Here is a 16,264-nt window from a genome sequence, read left to right on the forward strand (position 1 = left end):
AAATTAATCGGTTACTGTGAACTATGAAAAACTATATTATTCCTTCTATTGTCGCGTTTATTTTAGCGGGCTGTACCAGCAAAACTAATCAGACTACAACTACAACAACCACTACTACTACAACGAATCAGTCTGTAAAAACCACAGTAACACCCGACGAATGCAGCACCATAAGTAACCTTATAAGCAGTTATGAGTCTGGTTTTAATTCAATCAAAACAGATAAAGTAAATAACCAGTTTACTAATCAATGGCGTACTAGTGCTCATATGATTGGAGCAAACTGTACGGTTACTTTAAATAAGTCAGAGCAAGCAAGCTACCAATGCCAAACACCTGTTAATACACAAACGCAAACAATAAAGTCTCATCAAAAACTGGCTAAGCAATTACGCCAATGCTTAACCAAAACAGGTTGGTTGGAAAGCCAAAAAGAAACAGCAAGTTCAATTTACAGCACCTTTGTACTTGATACTAAAACCCCAGTCATTACACTTGCTACTAATCAAGAAGGTAACGGGTTTTCTTCTCGCTTTGAAATTGCACCACCACTAGGACTTTAATATGCACCAATTAAATCAAAACAAAAAACAATCTAAATTTAAAACTGATTGCCTAGGAATATGCGAAAGGCGCAGCGGTTACTGCACCGGTTGTGGGCGTACCAACGAAGAAATTTTTGATTGGATAATATTATCTGAAGATGAAAAAAAAGCGATTTTAGAAACACCACGAGCAGACGCTAACTCATAACAAATAAAGCCCCTAAATGTTAAAAGTAACAGTTAATTGATTAACTAAAAACTTTTTACTTGTTGTGGCTATTCATTTTAGTTGCGCTAATACAGCTTTCGACTACTTGCTCAAATGAGTTATTAATATCTATATTTATAACATTGGGCTCATCTTCTTTTGGAACTTCTAGCGCTTCAAATTGGCTTTTGAGTAAATCAACAGGCATAAAATGCCCTTTTCTGTCTTGCATACGGCTTTTAACCAGCTCAAAATCACCAAAAAGATGTAAAAAGGTAATGCCTATATTTCCATCACATATTTGTTCTCGGTATTTCTTTTTTAATGCTGAGCAGACTATTACCGCGACTTCATTTTTCTTTTCAATGCTAAATGCAGCATCACGTATTCTTTCGAGCCAAGGCACACGATCAGCATCATTTAAAGGCTGCCCAGATGACATCTTTAATATATTAGCCTTGGGATGTAAGTCGTCTCCGTCGATAAATTTAGCGCCAATGCGTTTTGCTAATGCATCACCCACACTTGACTTTCCTGTGCTTGAAACCCCCATTACAATATAAATACGACCTACATTTGTGTTACTCATGTATTTACCCTCGCCTTAATTTAATAATTAATTATTTTCAATGTATATATTATATTGAGTTACGGGTAACATGTTACGCGTAACAAATACGAAAGTGAAGTTAAACACACACTAAACATCATAATTCACACTGAATATAAGTAGGGAAAAATGTCAGATTTATCATTAATACTAACAGCGGTAGGCTCCATATTTTTATTGCTTTTTTTAGTAATGAAAGTACGACTACATGCTGTCGTCTCTTTGATCCTTGTTTCTATGATTGCAGGATTATTCTCAGGAATGAGCCCAGAAATAATTGCCGCTACAATTCAAAAAGGAATGGCCGGAACACTAGGCTTTGTAGCGGTGGTGGTCGCTTTAGGCGCCATGTTTGGCAAAGTAATGGAAGAAACCGGCGCGCTGGATCGCATTGCCCACACACTTTTACACCGTTTTGGAGAAAAAAACGCTAATTGGGCGCTTACCTTTACGGGCTTTATTTGTGCCCTCCCCCTCTTTTTTGATGTAGCCGTTGTACTTTTAATCGGTATTGTTTTTGCTGTGGTACGAAAAGGCGGTGGCAGCGTTGTTAAAATTGGTATTGGGCTACTTGCTGGGATAGCGTCTTGTCAGGCGTTTCTTATTCCTGCGCCAGGGCCGATTTTGGTTGCCTCTCAATTAGGCGCTGACTATGGTTATATGATTTTATTTGGCCTTATTGCTGCCATACCGGCAATGATTATAGGAGGTCCAATTTGGGGCTCTATTATTTCTAAATCTATTCATGTAGAACTCCCACAGCACGAACAAATCGACGATAACCAAAGAGTTGGTAAAGGGACGCCTAGTTTTGGATTAGCATTAGGTTTAATTGCTCTGCCGTTAATTATGATTAGTTTAAATACTATTGGTAGCCGCTTTGTTGAAAAAGACTCTGATTTATATAATTGGTTAGCCTTTATAGGTCATCCATTTACAGCAATTTTAGTTGCCTGCCTAATGGCATTTTATTTGCTCGGTGCAAGGCGCGGTGTCCCTAATGCTAGAATCATGGAAATTTGTGGTAGTGCCTTACAACCTGCAGGAATTATTATTCTTGTCACTGGTGCCGGTGGGGTATTTAAACAAGTATTAGTTGATTCAGGAGTAGGTACTGCACTAGGTAATTACTTAGCTGGCTCAGGATTACCGATTGTAATACTCGCTTTTGTATTATCAGCCGCTGTGCGGGTTATTCAAGGCTCTGCGACAGTAGCTATGCTTACAGCGTGTGGCTTAATTATTCCAATGCTTCAGCCTTTAGGCCTTGATGGAGCGCAGCTTGCCGCTGTCACTATCGCTATTGGTGGGGGCTCTATTGTGCTCTCCCATGTAAACGACTCAGGATTTTGGTTAGCGAGTCGCTATCTCGGTTTGAGCGAAATGCAAACTCTTAAAACGTGGACGGTAATGGAAACTATTATTGGTACTGTTGGCGCACTTGTCGCTATGATTATTTCTCTGTTTTTGTAAAATTACAGTATGTAGAGTTATCATCACACATATAAAAATTACCTGAGCCTTTTGTTATTTAGGCTCAGGTAATTAGGCACAGGTAATTAGGCTCATATAATTAGAGTATTTAAACACTTTCACCTAGATGAACTATATAACCAGTATCAATTACTTGCTTATAATTAATCCTAGCATCCAAATCTGAATTAATCCGGCTCAACAACTCTCTTCCCGCAACATTACCTATCTGATAACGAGGGGTGATCACACTTGCTAATTGAGGCACCATTACTTGGCCAATATCATGACCATGAAAACCCACAATCCCCATTTGGCTAGGCACTAAAATATTGTTTCGCTGGCACTCAAAAATAGCCCCAATTGCTAAATCATCATTAGTACAAAACAAACAGTCAGTATTTGGGTAGTCAGTACGCGCTTTTTGTAAAAGTTCGGCGCCTAAACTATAAGATGAAGCTTGATCAGTCATCACACTTTTAGGCGTAAAGCCTTTAGCTAACATAGCATCTGAATAACCTTGAAATTTTAGACGTGTTCGTACATCGAGCCTTGCACCTATATAAACAATATTGCGATAGCCTTTATTTAAAAGTGCCGTCGTCATATCAAAAGCGGCTTTAACGTTATCAAAACCAACCGCTTGCTGCATAGGAGAGTGATGAGTATCCATTATTTCAATCACAGGTACGCCTGACGTTTCAATCATTTTTAGCGTTCTGTCTGTGTGTGTGGTTTCTGATAAAATTAAACCATCAACGTGATACGACAATAGATACTCAACCCGTTTTTCTTCAATTTCAGGGTTGTAACCATAATGGGCTAACATTGTTTGATATCCTGCAGGCCCTGTTACATCTTCAATACCTTTTATAACTTGAGCAAATACGTGGTTCGTTAACGATGGGACTAGTACACCAATAGAGTAGCTTTTAGCATTAGAGAGTAAATCAGGGGCTTTATTTGCAATGTAACCTAGCGTATCAATAGCTGCACTAATTTTAGTGCGAGTAGACTCTGATACTTTTTCGGGATTACGTAAATAACGACTCACCGTCATTTTGGTTACACCAACCGCATCGGCAATATCTTGAAGAGAAGAACGTTTGTTTTTTTTCATCACACACAATTAAATAAAATGTTACTTGTAACATACCAACTATTGTGAAAAATCACTACTTTTAGCCATTTTTATTTAAGTTATCACTAAGCGATTACCAAGAGATTTAAATAACCTAGACCTATTTTAATGAATAAATCTGTATTTGTACCAATAACATTAAACAGAGGCTCAGATACTCCGAGCCTCATCGTAATTGAAAACTTATAGCAATCTCAACAATTGCGAACCAGGTAGGCCGCTTTGTGGTAATAACGCGGGGGTAACTGCAAATGCTTCTGGGATTTTACTTTTGATTTCATCCATCTTTTTACGGTTATTTTGTTTATCATAAACATAATATTTAAGGATATTTCCGTATACATCGTCTTTTGCATCAACCTTCTCTAGGGTTTTTAACGCTTTATCGTAATCATCAAGGTAAATGTATGCCAGTGCTAAGTTATCAGCAGAGCCAACATGTAGTTTCCCTTCAAGCTGTTTTGATAAATCTTCAAGCTCTGCAACAGCAAGCTCATAACGCCCTAGCTGTATATACGCGGTTGCTAGTGAATTTTTTAAAAAGTAAGGCGGGTTACTACCAGGCTCATACCATTTTTCGTAAGCACTCAGTATATCTTCATATTGCTCAAGTTTAGAGTAAACGTGATCTAGCAGCCTAAAGCTTTGTAGTTTAATTTCAGCTTCTTCAAAACCAGCAAGTTTATCTCTATTTAAGTGCCATTGTTGTATGCCTTGCGCAGCTTTGTTTAACAGTTCAGGGTTATCACTTTTTGCCCCTGCTGCACTTTTAAGAAGCTGTGCAAGTTGTTGATTATATTCTTCACTTTTAATAGGAGCCTGAGACGTATTAGTACTTTGCTGCTTGTTATCTGAACTACCATCTACAATTTGCGCTGCAGCTAAAGCACTAAAAGACATTGCCGCCGCAACCATAACCAAATATTTACTTTTCATTGTTTTTTCCTTGTTTAACATTTTGATCCTCTGAATATTAAAACTCTTAGAATGAGCAATATTCAAAAGTGGGGGGGTAAAAAAGTTAGGCGAGCTTTTAGCACTTTGCTCTTGTAGCAATAAACTGGCTAAATCCAATTGGTATTTACCTTTTAGCTTTTGCATACACAACTCATCACAGCTAAGTTCGAGTTGCTCTTTTGCTAAACCAGTTAACTTTAAGCAAATAGGATTCCACCAAAAAACGCTTTCTATAAAACAAATAAGCCACGTCCAATAAATATCACCTTGTTGTAAATGAGTTACCTCGTGTTGAATGACTGAATCTAATTCTTCACGATTTACCATCGTCGACTCTAGCCAAATAACAGGCTTTATTAACCCGGTAGCAAAAGCAGGCTCTGTATGGGTTGTTAGTCTAATTGGATACTGATTGTTAATGTGTTTAAGTTCAGGACTTGGCTTTGAGTTAATGTATAAGTTTTTTATAAGCTTTACATAAAGGCTCACGCGTAATGAAAACAATCCAAAACCAGCTAAAACTAAAACTATAAAAACATTACTAAGTGATGGCAATAAGTCCCATATACCCATATCGCTTTGTAATTCGTCCTTAGTTGCTACTTGTTCAGCGTTTGGTATTAATGCTTTAACATCGGGAATTAATTGCGCCACGTTGAATGTGTAACGATTTGCCCCTTCAAATAAGGGTAACTGGGAAAAGTACTGCCAAGGGACAAACCAACATACCAAGGCAGTCATTAAAATGTAAAAGTTTAATCGTGCTGGGGCATTTTTTAGCCCTTTTACTGTAAGCAAAATACATAAGCTAATAAGTGTGCAAGTTAGTAAATAATCCGTCATTACCCTCTCCTTTAATCTAACTTCTTATTTTTTAAAAGCGTTTGTAAATATTCTATATCTTCATCATTTAGCTTTTCTTCTTTAATAAAGTGGGCAATTAAACTACGAGAATTACCTTTAAAAAATCGTTGCATAAAACTAGGCATAGCTTGCCCCGATAATGTTTCTTGAGTCACGATTGTTCTAAAAACAATAGCTCGACCTTCATGTCCACAGCGCTCAATCGCCCCTTTGTGTTCTAACCTATCTACGATAGTTTTAACTGTTGTATAGGCTACTTTTTTATCTTTTTGCTTATCAGCTAAAAGCACTTTATGTAGTTGACTCGCGGTACAGGGTTCTTCCTGCCAGAGCAGCTGCATAATATCCATTTCAAAATCACTAAGTTTCATTGTCGCTCCTATTACTACACTTGTAGTGGTACTGTTACAAATGTAGTAGTAACTAATCTTAGTGTCAATACAAAATTGACATGTGAATGAAAAACAAACGATAGAAATATAAAAGTCTTAGGGAGGTTTTATAAAAAAGGTATATAAAATAAGGGTGTATACTTGTTAATTAGTTTTAGAAAAACATAAAAAACGATAGTTTATTTTCAACTAACGCTTTTTATCCTTTAAAGTTTTTTATGAAAGGTAGTGAGGTAACTATGCTTTATCGAGCGCTTGGCTTACATCGGCAATTATGTCAGCAATGTTTTCAATACCGACTGACAAACGGATTAAATCGCGACTTACACCCGCATTAGCAAGCTCTTCATCATTTAATTGGCGGTGTGTAGTTGACGCAGGATGGCACGCAAGCGACTTGGCATCGCCAATATTAACTAAGCGTAAAATCATGTTTAGCGCATCAATAAAACGAGTACCCGCTTCTAGGCCACCAGCAATACCAAAGCTTAAAATACCCGATGCTTTACCACTGGTAATTTTTTGGCTCATTTCGTTATACGGGCTTGATTTAAGCCCTGCGTAATTAACCCAAAGCACTTTTGGATGATTTTCTAAATACTCAGCCAAGTGCTGTGCATTCTCGCAGTGGCGATCCATTCTTAAGCCTAAGGTTTCAAGGCCAATTAAAATGTCAGATGCGTTTTTAGGCGCAAGCGCTGCGCCAGTATTTCTAAGTGGCACTACTCTACAACGTCCAATAAATGCAGCTTCAGCAAAAGCTTCGGTATAAACCACATTGTGATACGACGGATCGGGCTCGTTCATCATTGCAAAGCGCATGGCATTCGCTTTCCAATCAAATTTACCTGAGTCGACAATCATGCCGCCAATAGCAGTACCGTGCCCGTTTATATACTTTGTAAGTGAGTGAACCACTATATCGGCGCCCAGCTCAAATGGGCGGCATAAATACGGCGTAGCCACGGTATTATCAACAATAAGCGGCACACCTTTGCTGTGTGCAATACGTGCTAAACGTTCAATATCAACAATATTACCTGCAGGATTACCAATAGATTCACAAAAAACAGCGCGGGTGTTGTCGTCAATTGCATTCTCGAACGCGGTAAAGTCATCGGCTTTAATCATGCGTGCTTCAATACCTTGCCTAGGTAGTGTATGAGCAAATAAGTTATACGTCCCACCATATACTTGGCTGGTGCTGACAATGTTAGTACCGACTTCGCACAAACATTGAATAGCATACGTAATAGCAGCCATCCCAGAGGCAACAGCCAGCCCACCAATGCCCCCTTCCATCGCGGCAATACGTTGTTCAAGTACTGCATTGGTTGGGTTCATTATGCGGGTGTAAATATTTCCAGGTACTTTTAAATCGAATAAATCAGCGCCATGCTGGGTGTTATCAAATGTGTACGATGATGTATTGTAAATAGGCACGGCTGCTGATTTAGTTGTAGCTTCAGATTCGTAACCGTGGTGCAGTGCTAATGACTCTAATTTCATAATTATTTCCTTCAATTAATTTACCACTAACCTAGCACTTCTTGGTTATAAAATGTACATGAAATATATTTAAGGGTGTTAAGGTGATTTGATTTAAGTTAAGACGGTTAATAGCTATGAGTTCAAGGATTATGTTCTTTTGAACTTTTTAGAAAAACCATATAAAAAAACTTTATATGGCTGTGTTCTTCCATTAGGTAGTAAGTTATTTTAAGGTTATATTTAATGAATTAGTATTAAGCACTAAATAAAACAAGCTTAATCGAAATATGTATTAGAAACTTTGGAGGACAACATAAATTACTAATATTATTTGTATTGTATGGCTCGAATATATTCAATAAGTTGGTCAACAGGAAGCGGCTTTGAGAAAAAGTAACCTTGAATCCTAATACCTTTATATCTAGATAAGTGTGTAATTAGCTTTTCATCTTCTACCCCCTCTACTACCACTTTTTTGCCTAAGTCATAACAAACTTTGATAATGGTATCTAAAAGCTTTCGTTCTTTCGTATCTTTATCCGCTCCAAGAGTAAACTCTCGATCAATTTTAATAATGTTCGCGGGCTGATTAGCAAGATATGACAAACTTGAAAAACCAGTCCCAAAATCGTCTATAGCAACATTCAAACCTGAATTAATTAATTCAAGTAATGTTTTCTCTATAGATGTCTTTTCTTGAAAGGAGGACTCAGTGACTTCAACAGTGAAATTTTTATATGTGATGTTATTTTGAGTAAGTAAATGGAGTAAGTCGATAGAAAAATTGTCTTTAATAATCTGCTTGGTTGAAAAATTAACTGCTACGGTTATATTTTGCAGTTGCGAATGTTTTTTTATATCGTGAAGGACTTGATTTAAAACTTGTTTACCTACTCGAACTATTTGACCCGTAGTTTCTGCTACAGGGATAAATTTTGCCGGAGAGATCCATTCACCGTTACAACACCACCTAACTAGCGCTTCAACACCTACAATTTGGTTCCCATTCAAGTTATGTATAGGTTGGTAGAACACTTCTAATTCGTTGTTCTTTAGAGCCGTGTTTAAATTATTTCGGATAATAATTTTTTCGCTGTGTTTATCATCCATTATTTGTTGATAAAAGTGTATTTGATTCCCTCCAAGCTCTGTAGATTTTTCAAGGGCTATATTTGCTTGCTGAAGGTTAAGCTTAAAATTAAATAATTCGGGGGTTTGATAAAATACCACTCCAGCACTTGCAGTAAGATTGAAGTCAAATGTGTCTATACAGTACGCTTTAGATAAATCGAGTATTAGAGCCTCAATTTTTTGCTCAAGGATAGCTGGTGTAGTATCTGTAAAATATAAAACAAAGCTATCGTTAATTCCCTTAGAAATTAATACTCGGTTGTCAACATTTATACTTATTCTTTCAGAAGCTTTTTTCAGAATTTTATCACTGATTTCATAACCTAAAGAGTTATGTATCTCTTCATAAAAATCTAGTTTAACTATTACAGTTGCAAAATTACTATATCCTCTAACCGAGCTAAGCTGCAGAAACTCTTCTTCCAAAGCTTTCAATCTCAGTAAACCAGTTAATTCATCATGCTTTGTACTAAACTCTAAGGCTCTTGATGAATCAGCTACCAGTACAAAAATAAATATAAATAGAAACGTAAACCATAATATTAATTGATCAATTATGGTATCAATGTGTATTGCTTCATAGTCATTGATAAAGGTATAGACATTATGTTCAACTAAACCCATCACATTTATTTTTTCAGTGATAAAATGGTTATAACGGCTAGTTAGCTTGTTTAAATCAGACTGAGTTTTATTTTTATAGTCTACTGAAAAGTATACATTTGGAGTTAATTCTAAATATGTATCATACCGACTAAGATATTTTAAATAACTTTTCTCTAATAATAAGTTCATATCTAGTAAATTTAATATATAAAAACGACTTTGATTCGCAAGTTTAACAGGGGCTAAAAACATTAAAATTGGTATATCGGAGTCTAGAGTTAATGAGTTAGCTGCAAATTGGACTTCCTCTATATCTCTTTTAAGCCATAATTTTATTGTAGGTTTTTCTAGCATTCCATTTAAGTAAAAACTGCTAGAAAAATTATCGCCTGAAATATAATTTAATTCATTATCAAGAACTAAAACACCTTTGATTATATTATAATCACTAATGTAATTTTTTGAGTCTATATTAATTAGACGCATAAAATCTTCAAAACTAACTTTTTCTACTCTAGTCTTTATTCTAGCTAGAGCTTTTTTCTGTGAAGCCAAAGAGCGGTTTATCATTGTTTCTAATAAGTGTATTTTTTCTCTTGCATTAGCATCTTGGGTTCTGACTAGATTCAAAGTTGACTGATGCCACACAGTTGAACCGATTAATACAACTATAAATACGACTAATTTTATTTTTTTCATTTCATTTATTTTTATATTTTTATGAAAAGCTTTGATAGTAATTGCTGAAAAACAAGTAAACATAAAAATGGCGTACAATGATAAAGTAAATGGGTTGTTATCAAGGCTTCCCAGATCGAAATTAACCTGCATATGAAATAAAAAAGAAAACTGAATAAATAGAAAACACAATGCAGCAACTGTAGCTATTGCGATGCAATACTTCTTTGTATATAGACTTACTTTTTTTATGGTTGCTAAAACGCCTGCAATTAACAATGAAATTATTGCCGTCGTGGGGCTTATCACCTTCATTAATTCATACCCAGAAAAAGTAGATTCAACCATTCCTAGTGCAAAAATAATACAGTGAAAATACAAAATAGCGCTATATAAAATACTAGTCGCACTTCTTGTCACATTCAATCTCATATCATAACCCATTAAATTTATCAGCTGCCCCAATGCAGTTTAAAAGGATTGCTTATACAATTCAATGCAAACATAAAGTATTACTTATTAATCATTTTTCTTGTGAAGTGGCCGAGAAATACACTTTTGATTGTAAGACCTCCAAGTTGACATCCATGTTTTCATTATATACGATACATGCATAAATCATATACGGTATATATAATGGGAATAGTGAAAATATCAGATGGGCTGCATGAAGAAATTAGAAAATCGAGTAATATCATGTCCAGATCTATCAATTCACAAGCAGAGTTTTGGATTAAAATAGGCATGCTTGCTGAGTTAAATCCGACACTTACCTACCATGAAATAATTAAAAAACAACTCATAAAAGAAAAGCTTACTATTCAGGATCTTTTGCATGAGTAAAGCAACAATAAAGACTGATGCAGAAATTGAGCTCATGAGAGAATCAGGAAAGCTTTTAGCTCAGGTATTTAAAATGCTTGATGATTTTATTTGCGAGGGCATAACTACGTTAGATATAGACACTAAAGTAGAAAGCTATATTACCAATGTGTTACATGCTCGTCCTGCCAGTAAAGGCCAATATGGCTATCGGTATTCATTGAACTCATCTGTTAATGACGTAGTGTGCCATGGTGTACCCAATAATATTTATAAATTAAAAAACAAAGATATTTTAAATATTGATATTACCTTAGAGAAAAATGGTTATATCAGTGATTCAAGTAAAATGTATACTTTTGCAGCGACAAGCTCAGAAGCCAAACGATTGGTTAAAACGACTTATGATGCTATGTGGGAAGGTATTAAGGTGGTAAAGCCAAAAGCAACGCTTGGTGATATTGGCTATGCTATTCAAAAGCACGCTGAATCTTCTGGTTATAGTGTAGTACGTGAATATTGCGGTCATGGTATTGGTAAAGAAATGCATGAAGAGCCGCAAGTTTTGCATTATGGTAAACCTCATACAGGGTTAGTGCTTGAAGCAGGTATGACCTTTACTATAGAGCCTATGATCAACCAAGGTTCCAAGAAGGTAAAAACTAAAAAAGATGGATGGACAGTCGTAACAAAAGACAAGAAACTTTCTGCTCAGTGGGAACATACCGTTCTAGTAACAGAAACGGGCTTCGAAGTTTTAACACTTCGCGATGAAGAGAAGCGTGCTTAGCAAAACTAAGTTATGCTACTGACGTATACAAACCGTAACCCATTATGATTAACAAAAAAGGCGCTTCCTTTACGGTAAGCGCCCTTCTCTTATCTCACTAATTACTTATTTTACGATTGTCATTTCGTCTAATAAGTTTTGTGCATTATCTACTTTATCCATTACCCACAGCATGTAGCGTGAATCAACGTGGATTGAGCGATTAAGCTCAGGGTTGTAATCCCAGTCACCAATAATACTTTCGTAAACACCGTCAAACAGTAAACCAACAAGCTCTGCTTTGCCGTTAAGTGTTGGCGAACCTGAGTTACCACCGGTAGTGTCTACATTTGATAAAAAGTTTACTGGTACTGTATTCATGCCGCCCGTGTAATCACCGTAAAGCTTGGCTTTAATTTGCTCTTGTAACTTTTTAGGTGCATTAAATGGGTCAACATCGGTGTTTTTAGCGAGTAACCCTTCAAGCGAGGTAAAAGGTGTTGCTACCAAGCCATCTTGAGGTGAGTAGCCACCTACGGTGCCATAGGTTACTCGTAGTGTGCTATTGGCATCGGCGTATACAGGTTTGTTTTTAGCTTTGTTAAACGCAATGATTGCGCTCATTAACTCTGGGCGAGCTGCTTGTAATTTACCTGCAAGTGCTTTTGATTTATCTTCCTCTGCTTTCATTACTTTAAAGATTGCTTTAGCGTACTGCACAAATGGGTCTTGGCTTTGATTTAGCTGGCTAAACGATTGCTCAAACAATGAATTGCGAACAGTGGCATTATCAAGTCTTGACTGTTCATACATGCTATCAAGTAACGCGCTTTGGGTTGCTTTATCAAACCCATTTTGTACTTTAAATACGTTATCAACCTCGCTAAAACGCTCTTCTTTTGGAAGGGCTGCATACAGCTCTAAAAAGTGCAGTAAAATAGCTTTGTCTACTTTGCTATCATAACGGCGCGTCATGCGCTCAAGCCCTGCTTTAATGCGAGGTAAGTCACGTTCTTGATAACCAGATTCACGTTCGCTATTTGGCTTTTGTTTTTCGTAAGCTAGGCGGTATAAACGTCGTGCTGTGCTGATCATTTGTGAGCGATGTACATAACCTAACATACGGTCGCGTTCACTGTGCTCTTGTGATTGTGCAATTAGCTCAGATAGCTCACCTAATACGCTTCCGTATTGCTCTTTACGCTCACTATCGCTATTGATCCATTGTGTTAACTCTTTCTCAAACTGGTTTTTGCGCTCAAGCATAGTACCTTTTTTGAAGCTTTCGATCATCGAACCATAGTTTTTAATATAGTTGTTATAACCTGCAATGGTGCTTTCGTAAGCAATACGCGCTTTACTGCCGTCTTCTGAGTTTTCTTCAATAAGCGACACGTATTTTGAGTTATGAACGCGTGCTTTAGGGTAGCTGTCGTTAAATACGTTATCTACCTCTGTTGCTATACGGTAGCGGTTAGTACGCCCTGGGTAGCCTGTAACCATTACAAAGTCGCCTTCTTGCACGCCTTTGGCACTTACTTTTAGGTAAGAGTCAGGTACGTAAGGTACGTTGTCTTCGCTGTACTCAGCTGGTTTTCCATCTTTGCCTACATAAGCGCGGTAAAAACCAAAGTCGCCTGTGTGGCGCGGCCACATCCAGTTATCTATATCGCCACCGTATTTACCTACGCCCATAGCTGGTGCGTAAGATAAACGTACGTCTTTAATTTCAAGTGACTTAATTAGGTAAAACTCTAAACCACCATGAAACGAATACACGTTACAACGGTAGCTTTCGTCGGCTTCACACTGAGCTACTAGCGCTTTTTCGTTTTTTACTATTGCGTCGTAGCGTGCTTTACCGCTTAGTTCTTCAATACCTTTACTAACTTTGTCAGTCACATTAGTAACTGTTTCTGTGACGTATACGCGTGAACCCGGCGCTGCTGGTAAGTCCTCAGCAGGGCTTTTAGCTAAAAAGCCATTTTCTAATATGTTGTTTTCAGGTGTTGAATTGTATTGCACCGAGCCATAAACACAGTGATGGTTTGACACAACTAAACCCTTAGGCGATACAAACGATGCTGTACAGCCACCTAGGCTAATTACCGCATTCATTGGGAATTCGGTTAATTTAGAGATAGATTCAACATCAATTTCAAGCCCTTTGGCTTTTAAAATTGATTCTAACTCTGGAAGTTGGTGTGGTTGCCACATGCCTTCGTCGGCTATGGCGCTACTTGAAAGTGATAAAGAAAATGTGGCTGCTAATGTAGCTACAAGAGGTTTTAAACGCATTATAGAATCCTTTTTATTTGTTTCTATAACAGGTTACTCGTCAGTAGCTAATGAGGTCAATAGCCGTGCAATGAATTGTTACAATCGAGTGTTTAATCTTACTTTTTATCAAAATTCATCGAAAAATCAAGAAACTGTTTTGCTGGTATGGGTTTACTAAAGTAAAAACCTTGCATAAAATCACAGCCTAATTCGTTCAATAAAGTAAGCTGCTCTTTTGTTTCTACGCCTTCGGCTACCACTGTCAGCCCTAAACTGTGCGACATGGCAATAATTGCCTTTACGAGATTACAATCTTCATTGTTTAGTACAATACCGTCAATAAAACTTCTATCTATTTTGAGTACATTAAAAGGGTATTCTCTCAAATAACTTAATGATGAATAACCTGTACCAAAGTCATCCATTGATAAGTTAATGCCTAATGCCGTAATTTCAGTCAATATATCAACAACATTAGTGTGGCAACTCATCAGCACTCCCTCAGTTATTTCAAACTCTAAATGTTCGGGATTTACGTTTGCTTCACTCAATGAGTTTTGAATAAAGCTGAGTAATCCCACGTCTCTAAATTGACGAGGTGATAAGTTAACGGCAATAGTGTATTGCTGTTTTCGTTTACAAGTACTTTGCCATGTGTTTAAAAAATCTAATGCTTGGCTAATTACAAACTTGCCAATCGGTACAATTAATCCTGTATTTTCTGCAATAGGTATAAACTCATCGGGTGTTACATTACCTAGTACAGGGTTATGCCAACGTAATAACGCTTCTGCACCAATGATGTGTTTATTTTTGGCGTCAAATTGGGGCTGGTAGTATAACTCAAATTCGTCACGCTCAAGGGCGCCACGCATCTGCTCTTCTATTACGAGTCGGCGCTGAATAATTACATTCATTTTTTTAGTAAAAAATGAATAAGTATTACGGCCATATGATTTTGCTTGATACATTGCAGTGTCAGCGTTTCGTAATAAATCAGCTACTGTATTACCATTTTCTGGGTATATGGCTACACCAATACTCGCTGTTAGTATGTGTTCTCGGCCTTCAATTTTAAAAGGGGCTCTAAAGTTATTGACCAGTTTTTCAGTAATTTTTAAAGCAGAATGGTGATCAGTTATACCTCGTAGTAATACGATAAACTCATCCCCACCTAGGCGCCCTACCGTGTCGTCTTTTCGCAGTGCCTCTTGTAGCCTTTGCGCTGATTCAATTAAAAGTTTGTCTCCTGTTTCATGACCTAAGGAATCATTTATTTTTTTAAAGTCATCTAAATCCAAAAACAGTACCGCAGCTTTCTCGTTATTTCTTTGTACTTCAATAAGCAATTGCGACAAACGATCAAGTGCTAAAAAACGATTAGGGAGTAAAGTTAGACTATCGTAATACGCTTGATGTCTAATTAGTTCATCTGATTTATGCTGTTCTGTAATATCTCGAATAATAACCATTAACTGGTTATGTTCTGTTATTTTATTTATTCTTGCTTCAAAAAAAACGAGCCCATGGGGTAAAGCTAGCTCATATTTAAAGCTCATCATCTGCTCTTTTTCTAATACGAGGCTGATATAGGTTTCAAATTTTTTGGCTACAGCGCGCGGGAGTACATCACCCATTTTTTTACCAATAAATTGCTTTGGCTTGGTATAGAGATCGGTCTCATTACTGGCATGATACTCAATAATAGTTCCATCATTTTCCATCAAGAAAAATAAGTCAGGAATTGCCTCAAAAATAGTTTTTAGCATATCCTCATTAAATGATGCATCTGCTTGTGCCTTTTTAACCTCAGATAAGTCAATATCAATGCAATACATTTGTTTTGTATTATATTGATTTGTAAACATAACATGGCTAGAAAAAACAGATACACTTTCGCCATTTTTACCTTTTAGGGTAATTTCGGATGCTGGAATTTCTATGTCTTTTTCTACCCAATCACTGTGTGCGTCAATTACAAATTCACACATTGATTCAGGAATTATAAGGTCTTCTATTTTTTGCCCTATGGCCTCTTCTTTGGTGTATCCGTAAAGTCGCACACTGCCTTCATTCCAATAAATAACACGACGCTCATTGTCATAACCTTGAACAGAAATTACATTTACCGCATCAAATAACTGATGCAAATAGTCGTTAATTACAAATTGGTTGGTTAAGTCTGAAGCAACGTCGTCTAATTTCATTTTGAGGCTATATCCATAAGTAATTTTATTTAGTAATAAAAATACCAAATAATAATTAAATTTAATTTTAATATTAAATTTCCATGTACA

Annotated in this window: 13 protein-coding genes; 5 read left to right on the forward strand and 8 right to left on the reverse strand. The window is 36.7% G+C overall.

The window, feature by feature from the left end:
* Nucleotides 1-23 precede the first annotated feature (23 nt).
* The gene (locus H5089_RS13360; RefSeq protein WP_182712404.1) at nt 24-563 is read left to right on the forward strand and encodes a hypothetical protein; all 540 of its coding nucleotides are present in this window, start codon (nt 24-26) and stop codon (nt 561-563) included.
* Between the two features lies 1 nt (nt 564).
* Nucleotides 565-753 carry a DUF1289 domain-containing protein gene (locus tag H5089_RS13365; protein ID WP_182712405.1) on the forward strand — a complete coding sequence of 63 codons (189 nt, stop codon included), beginning with the start codon at nt 565-567 and terminating at the stop codon, nt 751-753.
* Between the two features lie 55 nt (nt 754-808).
* Here H5089_RS13365 and H5089_RS13370 read toward each other — a convergent pair whose 3' ends face one another.
* Nucleotides 809-1,342: a gluconokinase gene (locus tag H5089_RS13370; RefSeq protein WP_182712406.1), complete on the reverse strand. Its 534-nt coding sequence runs from the start codon at nt 1,340-1,342 to the stop codon at nt 809-811.
* A 150-nt stretch (nt 1,343-1,492) separates the two neighbouring features.
* On the opposite strand from H5089_RS13370, the gene gntU reads away from it, so the two are divergent.
* Nucleotides 1,493-2,836 carry a gluconate transporter gene (gene gntU, locus H5089_RS13375; protein WP_004586388.1) on the forward strand — a complete coding sequence of 448 codons (1,344 nt, stop codon included), beginning with the start codon at nt 1,493-1,495 and terminating at the stop codon, nt 2,834-2,836.
* 109 nt (nt 2,837-2,945) lie between these two features.
* Here gntU and gntR read toward each other — a convergent pair whose 3' ends face one another.
* The 5 genes from gntR to H5089_RS13400 form a co-directional block, all read right to left on the reverse strand.
* Nucleotides 2,946-3,956, reverse strand: a complete 1,011-nt coding sequence (gene gntR, locus H5089_RS13380) for a gluconate operon transcriptional repressor GntR (RefSeq protein WP_182712407.1) — start codon at nt 3,954-3,956, stop codon at nt 2,946-2,948.
* 204 nt (nt 3,957-4,160) lie between these two features.
* A complete protein-coding gene (locus H5089_RS13385; RefSeq protein ID WP_182712408.1) occupies nt 4,161-5,777 on the reverse strand; it encodes a M56 family metallopeptidase in 1,617 nt (538 codons plus the stop codon).
* Between the two features lie 11 nt (nt 5,778-5,788).
* Nucleotides 5,789-6,169: a BlaI/MecI/CopY family transcriptional regulator gene (locus H5089_RS13390; RefSeq protein ID WP_182712409.1), complete on the reverse strand. Its 381-nt coding sequence runs from the start codon at nt 6,167-6,169 to the stop codon at nt 5,789-5,791.
* Between the two features lie 258 nt (nt 6,170-6,427).
* A complete protein-coding gene (locus H5089_RS13395; RefSeq protein ID WP_182712410.1) occupies nt 6,428-7,699 on the reverse strand; it encodes an O-acetylhomoserine aminocarboxypropyltransferase/cysteine synthase family protein in 1,272 nt (423 codons plus the stop codon).
* 309 nt (nt 7,700-8,008) lie between these two features.
* A complete protein-coding gene (locus H5089_RS13400) occupies nt 8,009-10,528 on the reverse strand; it encodes a bifunctional diguanylate cyclase/phosphodiesterase (RefSeq protein WP_220486963.1) in 2,520 nt (839 codons plus the stop codon).
* A gap of 204 nt (nt 10,529-10,732) precedes the next feature.
* Between H5089_RS13400 and H5089_RS13405 the strand changes: the two genes are divergently transcribed.
* Nucleotides 10,733-10,939 carry a ParD-like family protein gene (locus H5089_RS13405; protein ID WP_024596935.1) on the forward strand — a complete coding sequence of 69 codons (207 nt, stop codon included), beginning with the start codon at nt 10,733-10,735 and terminating at the stop codon, nt 10,937-10,939.
* The gene (gene map, locus H5089_RS13410) at nt 10,932-11,708 is read left to right on the forward strand and encodes a type I methionyl aminopeptidase (RefSeq protein WP_024605997.1); all 777 of its coding nucleotides are present in this window, start codon (nt 10,932-10,934) and stop codon (nt 11,706-11,708) included. The genes H5089_RS13405 and map overlap by 8 nt, the downstream gene beginning before the upstream one ends.
* A gap of 105 nt (nt 11,709-11,813) precedes the next feature.
* On the opposite strand, the gene H5089_RS13415 is transcribed toward map, so the two are convergent.
* Entirely contained in the window at nt 11,814-13,985 is a 2,172-nt protein-coding gene (locus tag H5089_RS13415; protein WP_182712411.1) for a S46 family peptidase, read from the reverse strand.
* A gap of 98 nt (nt 13,986-14,083) precedes the next feature.
* Entirely contained in the window at nt 14,084-16,174 is a 2,091-nt protein-coding gene (locus H5089_RS13420) for a bifunctional diguanylate cyclase/phosphodiesterase (RefSeq protein WP_182712412.1), read from the reverse strand.
* Between the last annotated feature and the right edge of the window lie 90 nt (nt 16,175-16,264).

The sequence above is a fragment of the Pseudoalteromonas sp. SR45-1 genome, from assembly GCF_014163655.1.
In the GTDB taxonomy this organism is placed as follows: Bacteria; Pseudomonadota; Gammaproteobacteria; order Enterobacterales; family Alteromonadaceae; genus Pseudoalteromonas; species Pseudoalteromonas distincta.